We start from the raw sequence: 13,958 nt of genomic DNA on the forward strand, positions 1-13,958 counted from the left end.
TACGTTGAAATTTGTTGTAAAAAAATGTGTTGCTTGGGGCGATGGTAAGGCTAGTACCGAGGATTGGTATGCGTTTGCTAATAATAGAAGTCTAAACACTCGAACGTTAACTTTTCCTGAATTGAAACAAATGCCAGCTATGCAGCGCAGGCGTCTTAGTCCGTTTGCTAAATTAACGCTGCATTGTGCACTTGCTGCCTGTGAATCCTATGAACAAACAGTACCTAGCGTATTTTCATCTCGCCATGGGGATTTACACAAAACAAGCAAATTAATTGCTGATGTAGCAAGTAAAGAGGCATTATCTCCAACCCATTTTGGTTTATCTGTTCATAACGCTGTAGGTGGTTTATTTAGCATCTTTACCGGTAATAAAGCGCCTTTGTCTGCTGTGTCGGCTGGCGAAGATAGCTTTTTTATGGGCTTGGTTGATGCGGTCTCAAAATTACATGCTTACAATTATGACCGTATTTTATATGTATATAGTGATTTAGCCGTACCGGAGCAATATCAACCTTATGTGCAACAAAGTCCTGATAACGTTGCTGTGGCTTTGTTAATAGAGAAAAGCACATCGCAAGCGTGCATTAATTTGGAATTTACCAGTCATAACCAGCCTAGTGGTACTGAGTCATCACAATTACAGGCATTGGCATTTTTGCGTTTTTATTATTCAAATAATAAACAGTTAGTGCTTGATTCAAAACGCTATCAATGGCAGTTAAGTCAGATATGAAAGCTTCATTCACTAAACTATATCGCGTAATAGCTACAGGCAGTGCGTTTGCTTTATTTAGCGGCGGAGGCTTGGTTTTATCGGTTCTGGTGTTTTCAATTCAACGTTTACTTTATTCGGATATAAACCAACGAAATCAAGCGGCTCGCACCGCGGTACATTATTCGTTTAAATTTTTTGTCGGTTATATGCGCCTAGTTGGTATTTTACGAATCGATCTTGATAAATTAGATGCAATAAAAAATGCGAAAGGACAGCTAATTATCGCCAATCATCCTTCTTTGATAGATGTGGTGGTGCTAATTTCGATAGTCAGAAATGCTGATTGTGTCGTCAAAGCGGACCTTTGGAAAAATCCATTTTTAAAAGGTGTTGTAAAGGCTACGGGTTATATCAACAATGATGCTGATCCTGAATGTTTTTTAAATCAGTGTCAGCAAAGTTTTGCCTGTGGTAATAACTTGATTGTATTCCCTGAAGGTACGCGAAGTGTTCCCGAAAAGCCATGGGAATTTAAACGAGGTGCAGCAAATATCGCGCTTCGCACTGAAGTCGATATGTTGCCGATTTTGATAGATGTGTCACCGGTCACGCTGACCAAAGGGCAAAAGTGGTATCAAGTGACTGATCGTCGCTTTACCTTTAAAATGCGCGTGCTACCGATTTATGAGATAAAACCTTATTTAAAAGGTGATCATGTAACTAACACTGTTAGACAACTAACACGCGATTTACAAGCTTATTTTAACGAGGAAAAATTAAAACATGAGTGATTTAAGCACTGAAGTAAAACAACTAATCATTGAAACCCTTGATTTGGAAGATATAGAAGCATCAGATATTAATGATAATGAAGCGTTATTCGTCGATGGTTTAGGCCTTGATTCAATTGATGCACTTGAATTAGGTGTCGCGATTAAAAAAGCTTATGACGTAAAAATTGATGGTAATACCGATGACAGTAAAAAACATTTTTACTCGGTTAAAACCTTGTGTGATTTTATTGCCTCAACACGGGCATAATAAACTGCAGTCACTCTGCATTGTTTGGAAGTAACTATGAGTAATGAAAACATGAATAATGGCGATAAAATTTTTGCAATGCTAAGCGAAATCCTAGAGCAGGATTTTGAAATAGATGCAGAAGATATTACCTACAGCGCGAATCTATACGAAGACCTTGATTTAGACAGCATTGATGCGGTTGATTTGGTCGTTAAATTACGTGAGCAAACCGGTAAAAAAATCGAGCCAAATGACTTTAAACAAGTCCGTACAGTGCAAGACGTCATTGATGCAGTTGAAAAACTGATGACAGCAGACGCTTAATGAATAAAGCCGTGCTAGTTGGGTTACTTTTTCTATATCCACTAGCCGTGTATTTTGGCTTGCAGTTTAGCGAGCCTGCGTTAATTGCTGCACTCTTTATTGTGGTGCTTTTAGCGCGATACTGGTTAACAAAAAGCAGTATAGTTAATTTTGCACACATGAAAATAATAACTATCAGTGGTATAGCTGTATTAAGTTTTGCGACTTTTGCTAACTCTGAATTGGCACTGAAGTTTTACCCAGTGGTAATAAGTAGCTGCTTTTTAGCTGTATTTGCCTATTCACTTTACAACCCACCTAGTTTTATTGAAGTGATTGCCAGTAAATTTGAAACGCTTGACGAGCACGGCAAGCGTTACACCCGTAAAGTAACAAAAGTATGGTGTGGATTTTTTATCATTAATGGATTAATTGCGACAGCAACGATTTTTCATCCAGAACCAGTGGTTTGGCTAACCTATAATGGTTTAATTTCCTATTTGTTAATAGGGATATTAATGGTCGTAGAATTTATAATAAGAAAGTTTCAAAAGGCAAAAAATAAATCAAATGAAATGGCCGACTAACAAGACCTACTTTTATTGTCAAAATCATGGCTATGCCATTTGGCAACAGCAAGTACATGCCCATGCACGTGTATTTGCTGCACGTGATGAACAAACATGGTTATTATTTGATGCTGACAGTTACCAATTCAGTGTTTTGTTTTTTGCGTTATTAGCCGCAAACAAGTCCATTGTATTGCCACAAAATGGCCAACCAGAGCAGCTTGCACAGTGCTTAGCACAAGCTGAGGCATTCACTGGCATAGCCGATAACACCTGTGCAGAAGTGGCTTTTAATAAACACATTAGTGTTGAGCATGTGGTAAATACTGCCATTAAGGTTGATGAAAACGCCGCGATTAGATTTTTTACCTCTGGCTCAAGTGGGACGCCAAAAGCAATTGATAAAACCTTTTCCCAGTTATTGATTGAAGTTAAAGAGTTGGAACAGCAATTTGCTGATCAAATGCAACAAACCATGATGGTTGCCACGGTGTCGCATCAGCACATTTATGGTTTATTGTTTAAGGTTTTGTGGCCACTGTATAGTGGGCGCGATGTCTGTTTTAATAGCTTTGATTACCCAGAGCATTTACTGCACTTTATAAATCAACAAAATGATGATCATGACTTTGTTGTGATCAGCAGCCCTGCTTATTATCATCGATTAGTACAAGATAATGTGCTTGTGGCTATAAAGCATAGAATACGTGGATTATTCTCATCAGGTGGGCCACTAAAAACCGCCGCGGCTATGCAGTTGGCGAGTCAACTCGGTGATTCGCCAATAGAAGTATTAGGCAGTACAGAAACCGGTGGTATTGCTTGGCGTAGACAAAACAGCCAGGGTCATTGGCAGACTTTTTCAACAATTAAGCTTAAACTCGATGATTGTCAGCGACTTATTATTTCATCTCCTTATGTTGATAATGGGCAGTGGTATCAGACGGATGACCGGGTGCAGTTATTGACAAATAACCAGTTTAATTTATTAGGTCGCGCTGACCGGATTGTCAAAATAGAAGAAAAACGTTGTTCACTCGATGAAATAAGCCTCAGAGTAAACCAGTCTGATTGGGTTGTAGATAGTTATGTTTTATTACTGCAACATGATACAAGTACTGGCAAGCGAGATGAAATTGCCGCTGTATTAGTATTAACAGAGGCTGGCGAGCAGGCATTAGAGCAGCTTGGCAAATTTAAGTTTTCTCAAGCATTAAAAACACATTTAAAAGCATTTTTCGAACCCTTAGTGATACCTAGAAAGTATCGTTATTTAACTGAGTTGCCACACAACTCGCAGGGTAAACTTAATAAAGCGCAGTTGGAGAAGTTGTTTGACTGATTTTGTATATAAACCTGATTGTCAGCTGATTGAGCAAAGTGATAAACACGTTTTGCTAAAGTTAACAATTCCTGAAAATCTCTATTATTTCCAAGGCCATTTTCCTCAGGCTGCTATTTTACCTGGTGTAGCACAGCTTGACTGGGTGATGCACTATTTAACAGAGTTTATGGCGGTCGATTGCACTAAAACAGTGTCGATTGATGCCCTGAAATTTCAAATTATTGTACAGCCTAATTATGAGGTTGACCTGTGTTTGAAAAAAATCAAAGCAAATAAATTTAGCTTTAGCTACAGTTCCACACATGGTCAGCATGCCTCTGGCAAAGTGGTACTTGCAGATGAATAAGGCGAACTGATCATGAGCAGCCAATACGGATTTGTGATCCCAAATTACAATCATCATTTAGTGATTCGCGATACCATCGCAGCTTTAGTGAGTTTTAATTTACCAATTATTTTGGTCGATGATGGCAGTAATCAACAAACTCAAACAGTGTTAGAGGATGTTGAGCGAGAGTTTGCTCTGGTCACGCTTGTTCGTAGAACGCAAAATGGTGGTAAAGGTGCTGCTGTACAAACAGGGTTAGCTCATGCCCACCAAGCAGGATGGAGCCATGCTATACAAGTTGATGCGGATGGTCAGCACGACTTGAATGATGTAGAGCAACTAATCACACGCTCTAAGTTTGCTCCCACGGCATTGGTCAGCGGTCAGCCTGTTTATGATGAGTCAATATCTAAAGGGCGCTATTACGGTCGTTTTATTACTCACTTTTGGGTCTATATTGAAACGCTTTCTTTCAAAATTAAAGACACTATGTGTGGCTTTCGGGTTTATCCGTTAGCTGCTTATGTGCAGTTAATAAATAACACGCGCTTAGGCAATAAGATGGATTTTGATATTGAGGTCATGGTAAAGCTTTATTGGCAGGGCACACCCGTTGAGTTCATTAAAACCAAAGTATTGTACCCAGAAAATGGTGTATCCCACTTTAATGTATGGGAAGATAATGTTTTGATATCAAAAATGCATACGCGTTTATTTTTTGGTATGTTGCTGCGTTTACCTCGGCTCATCGCGAATAAATTTAAATAGGAAGTAATAAACACTGTGTCAGATAACAACAAACCACAGCAACCGCACAACGACAGTACTTTTCATTGGTCACAATTAAAAGAGCGTGGCTCGATGTTTGGTATTGAAGTGTTAGTGTTTATTTATAAAGTATTTGGCAAATGGTTATTTAAAGTCGTATTAACGCCTGTGATGTTTTACTTTTATATTACGGGACGTTTATCACGACATGCGATTTGGCATTACTTAGACAATTTAAACACCAGCATGGGTGGGCAAAAGCGGGTCGGCTTAGCGCGCTTTAAGCAAGGTTTTAAATTGTATTTTTCATTTGGTATGGCAATTCTCGATAAGTTTGATGCTTGGCTTGGTAAAGTAAATATCAAAGATATTGAGATTGCGACCCCTGACGGTTATCAAGAGTTAGTGCAAGCCAAAGGGGCGGTTATCTTTAGTGCTCATTTAGGTAATATGGAAATATGCCGCGCAATTTTTAGTATGGGTGATAATAAGCGTCCACTTAATGTGATCACTTATAATGAGCATACCCCGTCATTCAATAATTTCTTAAAGAAAGTAAACAAAGAAGCGGCCATTAATTTTATTCATATTAATAACTTCGGTCCTGATGACACGATTAAACTAAAACAAAAAATTGATGATGGTGAAGCAGTGGTTATCTTTGCTGATAGAACCTCGGTCAATAACCCAACAAGTGTGCATCAAGCGCCGTTTTTAGGGGAACAAGCCCCTTTTGCTGTTGGTCCATTCGCGCTGGCGAACATTATGGAATGCCCAGTGTTTCTAATGTTTTGCATTAATGAACACGGGCGCTATAGAACCTATATTGAGAAGTTTGCCGACCCCATTAAAGTAAAACGCAAAGAGCGCCAAGCGCATTTTCAAGCAATGGCAACAAAGTTTGCTGAGCGTCTTGAGTTTTATTGTAAAAAAGCGCCTTATCAATGGTACAATTTTTTTAACTTTTGGCAAAAAGCCAGCGACAAAGATTCAAAGCCTAGCTAAATATCTGGAGACAGTAGTAAATGGAAAACAATAAATCAACACACCTTTTATTTGGCGCAGGCCGTTTAACGATTGAAGACATTATTAGTGTTGTAAAAGAAGACCGCAGCGTCGCGCTATCTGGTGATAGCCAGTTTGCTGAAAAAATTGATTCAGCCGTCGCTTTTTTAGATAAGCTTTTAGCTGAAGAAGGCCATATTTATGGTGTAACCACTGGCTATGGTGACTCGTGTACGGTAGAGATCCCGTTAGCATTAGTAAATGAGTTACCTATGCACCTTACACGCTTCCACGGTTGTGGCTTGGGTGATTTTTTTACGCCAGAACAAGGTAAATTGATTTTAGCTAGCCGTTTAGCGTCATTATCACAAGGCTATTCAGGTGTTAGCTGGGATTTACTAAAACTACTCGTTGAAATGATCAATCGTGATATTATCCCTGTTATCCCGCAAGAAGGATCAGTGGGTGCAAGTGGTGACTTAACGCCGCTTTCATATGTGGCAGGAAGTTTAATTGGTGAGCGCGACACCTATTATAAGGATCAAGTTGTTAACTCATTAGCGGCCTTTAAAGAAGAAGGTCTCGAGCCTATTACCCTACGTCCGAAAGAAGGCTTAGCAATAATGAACGGCACAGCGGTGATGACAGCGCTTGCTTGTCAAGCTTATGATCGTAGTGAATACGCAAGTCGTTTAATGACCCGTATTACCGCGCTTGCAAGTATTGCACTTAAAGGTAACAGCAATCATTTTGATGATATTCTATTTAGTGTTAAACCACATCCGGGTCAGCAAAATGTGGCAAAGCGCATTCAAACTGATTTAAATCATGTAGAACATCCACGTAATTCACATCGCCTACAAGATCGTTATTCAATCCGTTGTGCTCCTCACGTTATTGGTGTGTTAGAAGACAGCCTACCGTGGCTGAGAAGCATGATTGAAAATGAACTTAATAGTGCTAATGATAATCCGATTATCGATGGTGTCGGTGAGCATGTGCTACATGGCGGTCACTTTTACGGCGGCCATATCGCCATGGCAATGGATTCAATGAAGAACTGTGTGGCTAACTTAGCAGACTTGGCTGATCGCCAAATTGCCACCCTAGTTGATGTGAAAATGAACCATGGTTTGCCCTCTAATTTAAGTGCGGCTTCAAGTGAGCGTCGCTTTATTAATCATGGCTTTAAAGCAATTCAAATTGGCTGCTCTGCTTGGACAGCTGAGGCATTAAAACTAACCATGCCAGCGAGTGTGTTTTCTCGTTCAACTGAGTGTCACAATCAAGATAAAGTGAGTATGGGAACTATAGCTGCGCGTGATTGCTTACGGATTTTACAACTCACAGAGCAAGTATTAGCTGCGACTTTACTTGCGGCAGTTCAAGGTGTGCGCATTCGTATTTTAAATAATGAAATCGATGCCGCAGCACTTAATCCTGAAATTACAGCGATGATTGATGATGTAGCCGGCTTTTTTGATTTATTAGAAGAAGATCGCCCAACTGATAAGTTATTGCGTCAAACCATTGAGTATATTCAAACTCAACGTTGGTCGCTTTACCAATAAAGTGAAGGTATAAGATGAAAAAATCCAACGCAATAGTAACTGCCCATGTTGACATGGTGGTGCCATTTTATGATTTAGATCCTATGCGCATTGTTTGGCATGGGAACTATGTTAAATACATAGAAGATGCTCGGTGCGTATTACTTGACAAAATTGGCTATAATTACAATGCGATGGAACACTCAGGTTATATGTGGCCGATTGTTGATATGCGTCTAAAGTATGTTGCATCGGCCGTGTTTGGTTCGCACATACGCATTCATGCGAGTTTGGTTGAGTACGAAACACGGCTCAAAATCGAATATAAAATTGAATGTTTAGACAGCCAGAAGGTGTTGACTAAAGCCCATACAATTCAAGTCGCCTTAGATTTACAAAACCAAGAATTACAGTTTGAATCTCCCGCTGTACTTATCGATAAAGTACGTACATATGTTGAGTAACATTTGCTGTACTATATGGCTAGTAGCGGTGTTATTCGTTTGCTTGGTAACTAACTGTTTTGCACAAAGTGATTTCAGTGAGTTTGAAGTTAAGCAAGGTAAAGGAGAGTTTAGCCAAGCAAAGCATTTCACCTTTTTAAAACGGGCCATTAAGTCACAAGGTGAGTTTGTTATTTTCGATCGACAAGTTTATTGGCATACACTTTTGCCTGTAAAAAGTGAGCTACTGCTTTTAACTAGTGGAATTTATCGGCGTACTGATACTGACCAAGATTATCAAGTACTGACCCAAGATAAACAAATAAACCAGCTATTAGCTAACTTATTAAGTGGCCAGATCAAGAACTCTGATTGGCAAATAACCACTGAAGATCAAACTGGTTGTTACCAATTAGTGCCAACTTTAATTGAAGTAGCAAAGATGTTTAAGCAAGTAAAACTGTGCCGAGAAGGTGATAGCCAACGTGAGATAGTGATAACCGACCAACAGAATAATCATACCAATATTATTATGAAAATAACCACTAAGGAGCTTAGTCAAGGTGACATGGAAGCCATTAAGCTCACGCACTAAGCTCGTTGTATGGTGCATACAGTTTGCTGTTATATTAGCGGGTTTGACTTATTTATGGCTATTTAAGTCATTTACGATTGTTGCTGATCTCAATCAAATATTTAGCGTAGAACAAGATCCAGAAATACAACTCGTTATCGACCAATTAGAACAACAGCAATTACGTCAGCATCTTTTATTAGTGGGTCATCAAGATAAAGCCACGGCAATTAAGTATGCCCAGAGAGCGGCTAAGTCGTTAAATGAAATTACGGGTATTGCTGTCAATGTAAAGTTTGATGCTTTACCCAAACTTGACTCAATAGTGCGTGATTACCTTAATTATCCGCATGCTTTTATCAGTGAGCAATATCGATACTTGTTGCAAGCAAACGATAGTCAACGCTTATTCAATTACCAATTTAACCTCCTTAATGACGTGGCGTCGCCTTGGGTTGCAGCTACTTTGCAAAGCGACAAAACCTTAGCCCTAGCCGACTTTTTTAATCAACAACGATTACCTTCAGCGCAACTTAAAAACTATGATGGCTTTTTAATTGCGACTAAAAGCGAGGCTGTAGAGCAGGTTCGCTATTATGTACTCGTAAACTTTATGAGTAATGGCACGGGTTTAGATTTAAATGTTGCGAAAAAGATTGCAGCAAACGTCGCTTCTCTTAAACAGCAAGCATTAACACAAGATACAGGTGTGGATTACTTGGCCACTGGGGCTGCTTTTTTTACTGCGAGTGCAAGCTCCAGCGCCCAAAGTGAAATGGCCCTTTTTGGGGGGATTTCTGTACTCGCAACCTTGTTATTGATCATGGTTATCTACCGAAGTGTATTGAGTGTGTTCTGCACGTTATTCGTCGTTTTAGTCAGTATGATTTATGGCTACACTGCACTGCGATTATTGTTTTCTGAGGTCAATGTTTTAACGTTAGTGTTTGCAGTGACGTTAATTGGTATAGCAGCCGATTATAGTTTTCATGCCCTAAGTGAATTGCGTTTTTCTCAAGCTAAAATAGCAAACCCATTGCACAATATTCGTAGTTCATTGTTATTAGGTTTTCTGACAACTACTGCCGGATATTTAATACTGGTGTTTACGCCATTAATATTATTTAAACAAATTGCGGTCTTCACCATGGCAGGGCTGCTGGGGGCTTTATTATGTGTATTGCTACTCTACCCAAGTTTAATGCTATTAAAAGCTAAAAGCGCTATGCAGGTGCCGAACTTTATTACTGGATTGCATAACCTACAGCAAACGTGGCTTACTAATAAGCTGGCGATGCGTTGGCAAGTGCTATTCATCATAGTCGCATTATTTGGCTTAATGTTTTTAGATAATGATGATGATCCACGACATTTCTACAAAGTTCCTCATGATTTAATCACTCAGCAACAAACAATCAGCGATTTATTAGCAGCGCAATGGGACAGTTCATACCTGTTGATAGCCAGTGACAGCGAGCAGCAGGTGCTTAGGCAGATGGAGCAACTTTTACCACAGCTTGAGCAATTACAAGCAAACAAAGAGATTGCAGCGTATTCCAGTATCAGCCAATGGCTACCGTCAATATCCATGCAAAAGAGTAATCAACAATTGCTAACTCGAGCAGTTAATCGCGGGGATTTTACACAGTTAAACTTAGTGCTCGGCTATGATTCATCAGATATTCTATTTGATGATTATTATCAACAGCTTGACTTTGCCACATGGCAAGATAGCCAAGTGGGACTTTTATTTATCAATCAATGGTTGCAATCGCTAGACCGTTATTACAGTGTGATTAAGTTAAAGAGGGTAAAAAATTCCAGCAGGCTTAAAACCTTAGCTAACAGTAATCCTAATGTTTTTTTTATTGATAAAGTAGCTGATGTAAGTAAGCAAATAAAGCAATTTAGACAGCAATTAGTTTTAATCTATGCATTTTCCTTAGCTGCGGCGATGATAATTTTTTGGCTGCGCTACGGGCTATTAAATGCTTTTATTGCAATGACACGCCCACTAATTGCAATACTAATTGCACTTATAGTAAGCACTTGGTTTTATGGAAGTTTGACCGTATTTAATTATGTTGCTGGGATCCTTATTTTAGCCCTAGGCCTAGATTATTGTATTTTTTATGCCGAACATGGCCTAAGTAAAAAAATAACACTAACCACCTTTGTATCAGCAGCAAGTTCATTATTTGTATTCGCAATATTAATCGTTAGTTCAACGCCTGCAGTTAGGCAATTTGGTTTTACAGTATTTATTGGTGTAACAGTGGTGTTTTTGCTCGCGCCACGCCTTGCTTTAGTATCAAAAAGGAATATTTAATGATATCAACAGATTATGATGTAACTATTATAGGGGCAGGCCCTTCGGGGACAGTCGCAGCGTGTTTGTTAATGCAACATGGTTTAAGTGTCTGCCTCATTGAGCGGGATGAATTCCCTCGCTTTTCAATTGGTGAAAGTTTATTACCGCAAACAATGGAATTCTTAGCTAAAGCCAATATGCTTGATGTACTGCTAGACAATGCTGATGAGCTTGGGTTTCAATTCAAAAATGGCGCCGCATTTTATCGTAATGGTCACCATACTAACTTTAATTTTGAAGAAAAATTCAGTGATGGGCCAAGTACAACATATCAGGTTAAACGAGCTGCGTTTGATAATTTATTAGCGCAAGAAGCAGTTAAACAAGGAGCTACAATCCTCTTTGGACAGCAGGTAACTGGCTTTAAAAGTGATGAAAAGACTACTTACACAAATATAATTGATTTAAAAACGAAAGAAGAAAGCATCATTTCTGCAAAATTTACCTTAGATGGCAGCGGGTTTGGCCGTGTACTTCCGCGCTTATTGGATTTAGAAGAGCCGAGTGTACTCACTCCTCGTAAGGCTGTATTTACACATTTTAAAGATAATATTGATAGCACACAGTTCGACCGCAATAAGATACTGATCACCGTTCACCCTATGATTCCAGATGTATGGTACTGGGTGATTCCTTTTAGTGATAGCACAGTTAGTGTAGGGGTTGTCGGTGAAACAGCACAAATCGAAAGACCAAATCAAACACTTGAACAAACACTCTCAGACTTTATTCGTGCTGATGACAACCTAAGTGCTTTATTGACAGATGCTAAAATTATTGCACCTGTTCGCACGATTGGTGGCTATTCAGCGAATGTAAAAACGCTACACGGTGATAAGTTCGCATTATTAGGTAATGCTGGTGAGTTTTTAGACCCCATATTTTCATCTGGTGTCACAATTGCGTTAAAATCTGCTGTTCAAGCGTCCGAGTTGGTGGTGAAACAGCTTCAAGGTGAAGCAATTGATTGGCAAGTTCAGTATGAAGAGCCACTAAGGGAAGGGATCGAAGTATTTAAATACTTTGTGAATTCATGGTACGACACGAGTTTGCAATCAGTGATCTTTTTTGCTGATGGTCAACCAGATGTAAAAGAGATGGTGTGCTCAATCTTAGCGGGGTACGCTTGGGATAAAAGTAACCCATTTGTAAAAAATACCAAGCGTGGATTAAAGATTTTAGAACAAATTTGCGAGCCAGATAATAATGATAGTGTTGCTTAATGGTGCTGCTGATGTTGAGATTATATAGAAAAACGCTGTTGCCATTATGTGTGCTATTTATAGCTGGATGTCAACAAATGGCAGCAAATCATATGGCAAGAGCAATGTTTAATTATATGCCAATCCCTACACAGTTGATTGAAAAAGGTTGGCTCGAAAGATTTCAGTTTTCCGGCATTGTTGATGAGTCAATATTGGTATCAACCGAGTTTTCAAAATTATCAATCACAGTTGTTGCTCTCACTTTTGAAGGGGTGCCGGTTACACAGCTGCAATTTGATACTCAAACTCATGAACTTACCACCGAGAATACGTTAGGTTTAGAGCTTGATGGAAAAAAAATTATTTACGATATGCAAAGTGCATTTTGGCCTTTGGGGATGCTTGAGCAAAACATGCGTAATGATAGTAAGGTGATTGAGTTTGATAACATGTTACTTCGAACACGGCAGTTTTACCGTAATGGCTTATTAGCTCGAGAAATCACGTATAATGGCGCTGTCACTCTACTGACAGAATTTGAACAAAATTATCGCTTAAAAATAGAAAGATTAGAAGAATATTAATATGCAACAACCGCTATATATTAGCCATTATGCTATGGTTAACCCATTAGGCTGTGACAATAAAACAATTAAACGTAACTTGTTAGCAGGAAATCAAGAAGGCATTGTTGTTAATAATGAACTACTTAATGAAGGTCCAATTTATGTTGGTGCTGTGCAAGCAGTGTTGCCTTCATTAGTACAATATCCTTGTGAGTTTCATAGCCGCAATAACCAATTAGCCGCTTTAGCACTAGAGCAGCTAATCAACCCAGTTAACGATTTAAAACAGAGATATGAACAACACCGAATTGCAGTAATTGTAGGCACTAGTACCTCAGGAATTGCGCAAGGTGAACAAGCCATGGCGCAATACTTAGAGCAAGGAAAGTTTGTCCATAATTATCATTACCAGCAGCAAGAGATGGACAATTTATCTCAATTTATTAGTTTGTATTTAGACGTAAAAGGACCCGCTATGACATTATCTACAGCTTGTTCTTCGAGTGCCAAAGCATTTGCCACAGCACAAGAGCTAATTGCAGCGGATCTTGCTGATGTTGCAATTGTCGGTGGCGTAGATAGCTTATGCGGTATGACAGTTAATGGGTTTGCCGCATTGGCCTCAACTTCTACTGGCATTAGCAATCCTTCTAGTAAAAACCGTGATGGTATCAACTTAGGTGAGGCAGCGGCATTATGCATAGTTGAAAAACAAGGTACTGTCAAATTGCTCGGCGTAGGAGAGTCTAGCGATGCGCATCATATGTCAGCCCCACACCCACAAGGCGAAGGTGCAGTAACGGCTATGCGAGCCGCACTGACTCGAGCTGGCTATCAAGCAAGTGATGTTGATTATGTTAATTTGCATGGTACAGCTACCCCTAAAAATGATGAGATGGAAACCATTGCAGTGGCTGAAGTGTTTGGTAATGGTACACCCTGTAGTTCTTCTAAAGGCATGATAGGGCATACGTTAGGTGCAGCAGGAGCAACTGAAATCGGCTTATGTTGGTTGTTACTTGGCGATGATGAGTTTGCCCCGCATATTTGGGATGGCGAAGCGGATCCAGCATTGCCGACAATTAATCTCGTGCCAGTAGGGGCGAAGAGCGAAACAAAAATTAAAACATGCCTGTCCAACTCATTTGCTTTTGGCGGCAATAACGTTAGTGTATTAATCGGATTATAAG

General features: G+C 39.5%; 16 protein-coding genes. All 16 read left to right on the forward strand.

What is annotated here, in order from left to right; genetic code table 11:
• Positions 1–4: 4 nt before the first annotated feature.
• The 16 genes from MTN96_RS12920 (at position 5) to MTN96_RS12995 (ending at position 13,957) form a co-directional block, all read left to right on the forward strand.
• A complete protein-coding gene (locus MTN96_RS12920; protein ID WP_248461984.1) occupies positions 5–736 on the forward strand; it encodes a beta-ketoacyl synthase chain length factor in 732 nt (243 codons plus the stop codon).
• Complete coding sequence (locus MTN96_RS12925) at positions 715–1,509, forward strand: 1-acyl-sn-glycerol-3-phosphate acyltransferase (RefSeq protein WP_248531871.1); 795 nt, start codon at positions 715–717, stop codon at positions 1,507–1,509. Before MTN96_RS12920 ends, MTN96_RS12925 begins: the two co-directional genes overlap by 22 nt.
• On the forward strand, positions 1,502–1,759 hold the full coding sequence (locus tag MTN96_RS12930) for a phosphopantetheine-binding protein (RefSeq protein WP_055019106.1): 258 nt from the start codon (positions 1,502–1,504) through the stop codon (positions 1,757–1,759). Before MTN96_RS12925 ends, MTN96_RS12930 begins: the two co-directional genes overlap by 8 nt.
• A gap of 51 nt (positions 1,760–1,810) precedes the next feature.
• Entirely contained in the window at positions 1,811–2,065 is a 255-nt protein-coding gene (locus MTN96_RS12935; protein ID WP_055019171.1) for an acyl carrier protein, read from the forward strand.
• Positions 2,065–2,631, forward strand: coding sequence for a hypothetical protein (locus MTN96_RS12940; RefSeq protein WP_248531872.1), 567 nt, complete (start codon positions 2,065–2,067; stop codon positions 2,629–2,631). Before MTN96_RS12935 ends, MTN96_RS12940 begins: the two co-directional genes overlap by 1 nt.
• Positions 2,615–3,955, forward strand: coding sequence for an AMP-binding protein (locus MTN96_RS12945; RefSeq protein WP_248531873.1), 1,341 nt, complete (start codon positions 2,615–2,617; stop codon positions 3,953–3,955). Before MTN96_RS12940 ends, MTN96_RS12945 begins: the two co-directional genes overlap by 17 nt.
• Positions 3,948–4,304, forward strand: a complete 357-nt coding sequence (locus tag MTN96_RS12950) for an acyl-CoA synthetase (protein ID WP_248531874.1) — start codon at positions 3,948–3,950, stop codon at positions 4,302–4,304. The genes MTN96_RS12945 and MTN96_RS12950 overlap by 8 nt, the downstream gene beginning before the upstream one ends.
• A gap of 12 nt (positions 4,305–4,316) precedes the next feature.
• Complete coding sequence (locus tag MTN96_RS12955; RefSeq protein ID WP_248461989.1) at positions 4,317–5,054, forward strand: glycosyltransferase family 2 protein; 738 nt, start codon at positions 4,317–4,319, stop codon at positions 5,052–5,054.
• Positions 5,055–5,069: 15 nt separating this feature from the next.
• On the forward strand, positions 5,070–6,059 hold the full coding sequence (locus MTN96_RS12960; protein ID WP_248531875.1) for a family 2 glycosyl transferase: 990 nt from the start codon (positions 5,070–5,072) through the stop codon (positions 6,057–6,059).
• A gap of 20 nt (positions 6,060–6,079) precedes the next feature.
• On the forward strand, positions 6,080–7,630 hold the full coding sequence (gene hutH / locus MTN96_RS12965) for a histidine ammonia-lyase (protein WP_248450278.1): 1,551 nt from the start codon (positions 6,080–6,082) through the stop codon (positions 7,628–7,630).
• A 14-nt stretch (positions 7,631–7,644) separates the two neighbouring features.
• Positions 7,645–8,073: a thioesterase family protein gene (locus tag MTN96_RS12970; protein WP_248450276.1), complete on the forward strand. Its 429-nt coding sequence runs from the start codon at positions 7,645–7,647 to the stop codon at positions 8,071–8,073.
• Positions 8,063–8,647 carry a hypothetical protein gene (locus MTN96_RS12975; RefSeq protein ID WP_248450274.1) on the forward strand — a complete coding sequence of 195 codons (585 nt, stop codon included), beginning with the start codon at positions 8,063–8,065 and terminating at the stop codon, positions 8,645–8,647. Before MTN96_RS12970 ends, MTN96_RS12975 begins: the two co-directional genes overlap by 11 nt.
• Positions 8,616–10,955, forward strand: coding sequence for an MMPL family transporter (locus MTN96_RS12980; protein WP_248531876.1), 2,340 nt, complete (start codon positions 8,616–8,618; stop codon positions 10,953–10,955). The genes MTN96_RS12975 and MTN96_RS12980 overlap by 32 nt, the downstream gene beginning before the upstream one ends.
• A complete protein-coding gene (locus tag MTN96_RS12985; RefSeq protein WP_248450271.1) occupies positions 10,955–12,220 on the forward strand; it encodes an NAD(P)/FAD-dependent oxidoreductase in 1,266 nt (421 codons plus the stop codon). Before MTN96_RS12980 ends, MTN96_RS12985 begins: the two co-directional genes overlap by 1 nt.
• A 77-nt stretch (positions 12,221–12,297) precedes the next feature.
• Complete coding sequence (locus MTN96_RS12990) at positions 12,298–12,786, forward strand: DUF3261 domain-containing protein (RefSeq protein ID WP_055019095.1); 489 nt, start codon at positions 12,298–12,300, stop codon at positions 12,784–12,786.
• A gap of 1 nt (position 12,787) precedes the next feature.
• On the forward strand, positions 12,788–13,957 hold the full coding sequence (locus MTN96_RS12995; RefSeq protein WP_248531877.1) for a beta-ketoacyl-[acyl-carrier-protein] synthase family protein: 1,170 nt from the start codon (positions 12,788–12,790) through the stop codon (positions 13,955–13,957).
• The last annotated feature ends 1 nt before the right edge of the window (position 13,958 follow it).

This window comes from Pseudoalteromonas sp. 2CM28B (assembly GCF_023161935.1).

Bases quoted from the DNA above. Each gene is read 5' to 3' on its own strand.
- MTN96_RS12940 (WP_248531872.1), top strand. From the start codon at position 2,065: ATGAATAAAGCCGTGCTAGTTGGGTTACTTTTTCTATATCCACTAGCC.
- MTN96_RS12990 (WP_055019095.1), top strand. From the start codon at position 12,298: ATGGCAGCAAATCATATGGCAAGAGCAATGTTTAATTATATGCCAATC.
- MTN96_RS12985 (WP_248450271.1), top strand. From the start codon at position 10,955: ATGATATCAACAGATTATGATGTAACTATTATAGGGGCAGGCCCTTCG.
- MTN96_RS12945 (WP_248531873.1), top strand. From the start codon at position 2,615: ATGAAATGGCCGACTAACAAGACCTACTTTTATTGTCAAAATCATGGC.
- MTN96_RS12995 (WP_248531877.1), top strand. From the start codon at position 12,788: ATGCAACAACCGCTATATATTAGCCATTATGCTATGGTTAACCCATTA.
- MTN96_RS12955 (WP_248461989.1), top strand. From the start codon at position 4,317: ATGAGCAGCCAATACGGATTTGTGATCCCAAATTACAATCATCATTTA.
- MTN96_RS12925 (WP_248531871.1), top strand. From the start codon at position 715: ATGGCAGTTAAGTCAGATATGAAAGCTTCATTCACTAAACTATATCGC.
- MTN96_RS12970 (WP_248450276.1), top strand. From the start codon at position 7,645: ATGAAAAAATCCAACGCAATAGTAACTGCCCATGTTGACATGGTGGTG.
- hutH (WP_248450278.1), top strand. From the start codon at position 6,080: ATGGAAAACAATAAATCAACACACCTTTTATTTGGCGCAGGCCGTTTA.
- MTN96_RS12935 (WP_055019171.1), top strand. From the start codon at position 1,811: ATGAATAATGGCGATAAAATTTTTGCAATGCTAAGCGAAATCCTAGAG.
- MTN96_RS12930 (WP_055019106.1), top strand. From the start codon at position 1,502: ATGAGTGATTTAAGCACTGAAGTAAAACAACTAATCATTGAAACCCTT.
- MTN96_RS12975 (WP_248450274.1), top strand. From the start codon at position 8,063: ATGTTGAGTAACATTTGCTGTACTATATGGCTAGTAGCGGTGTTATTC.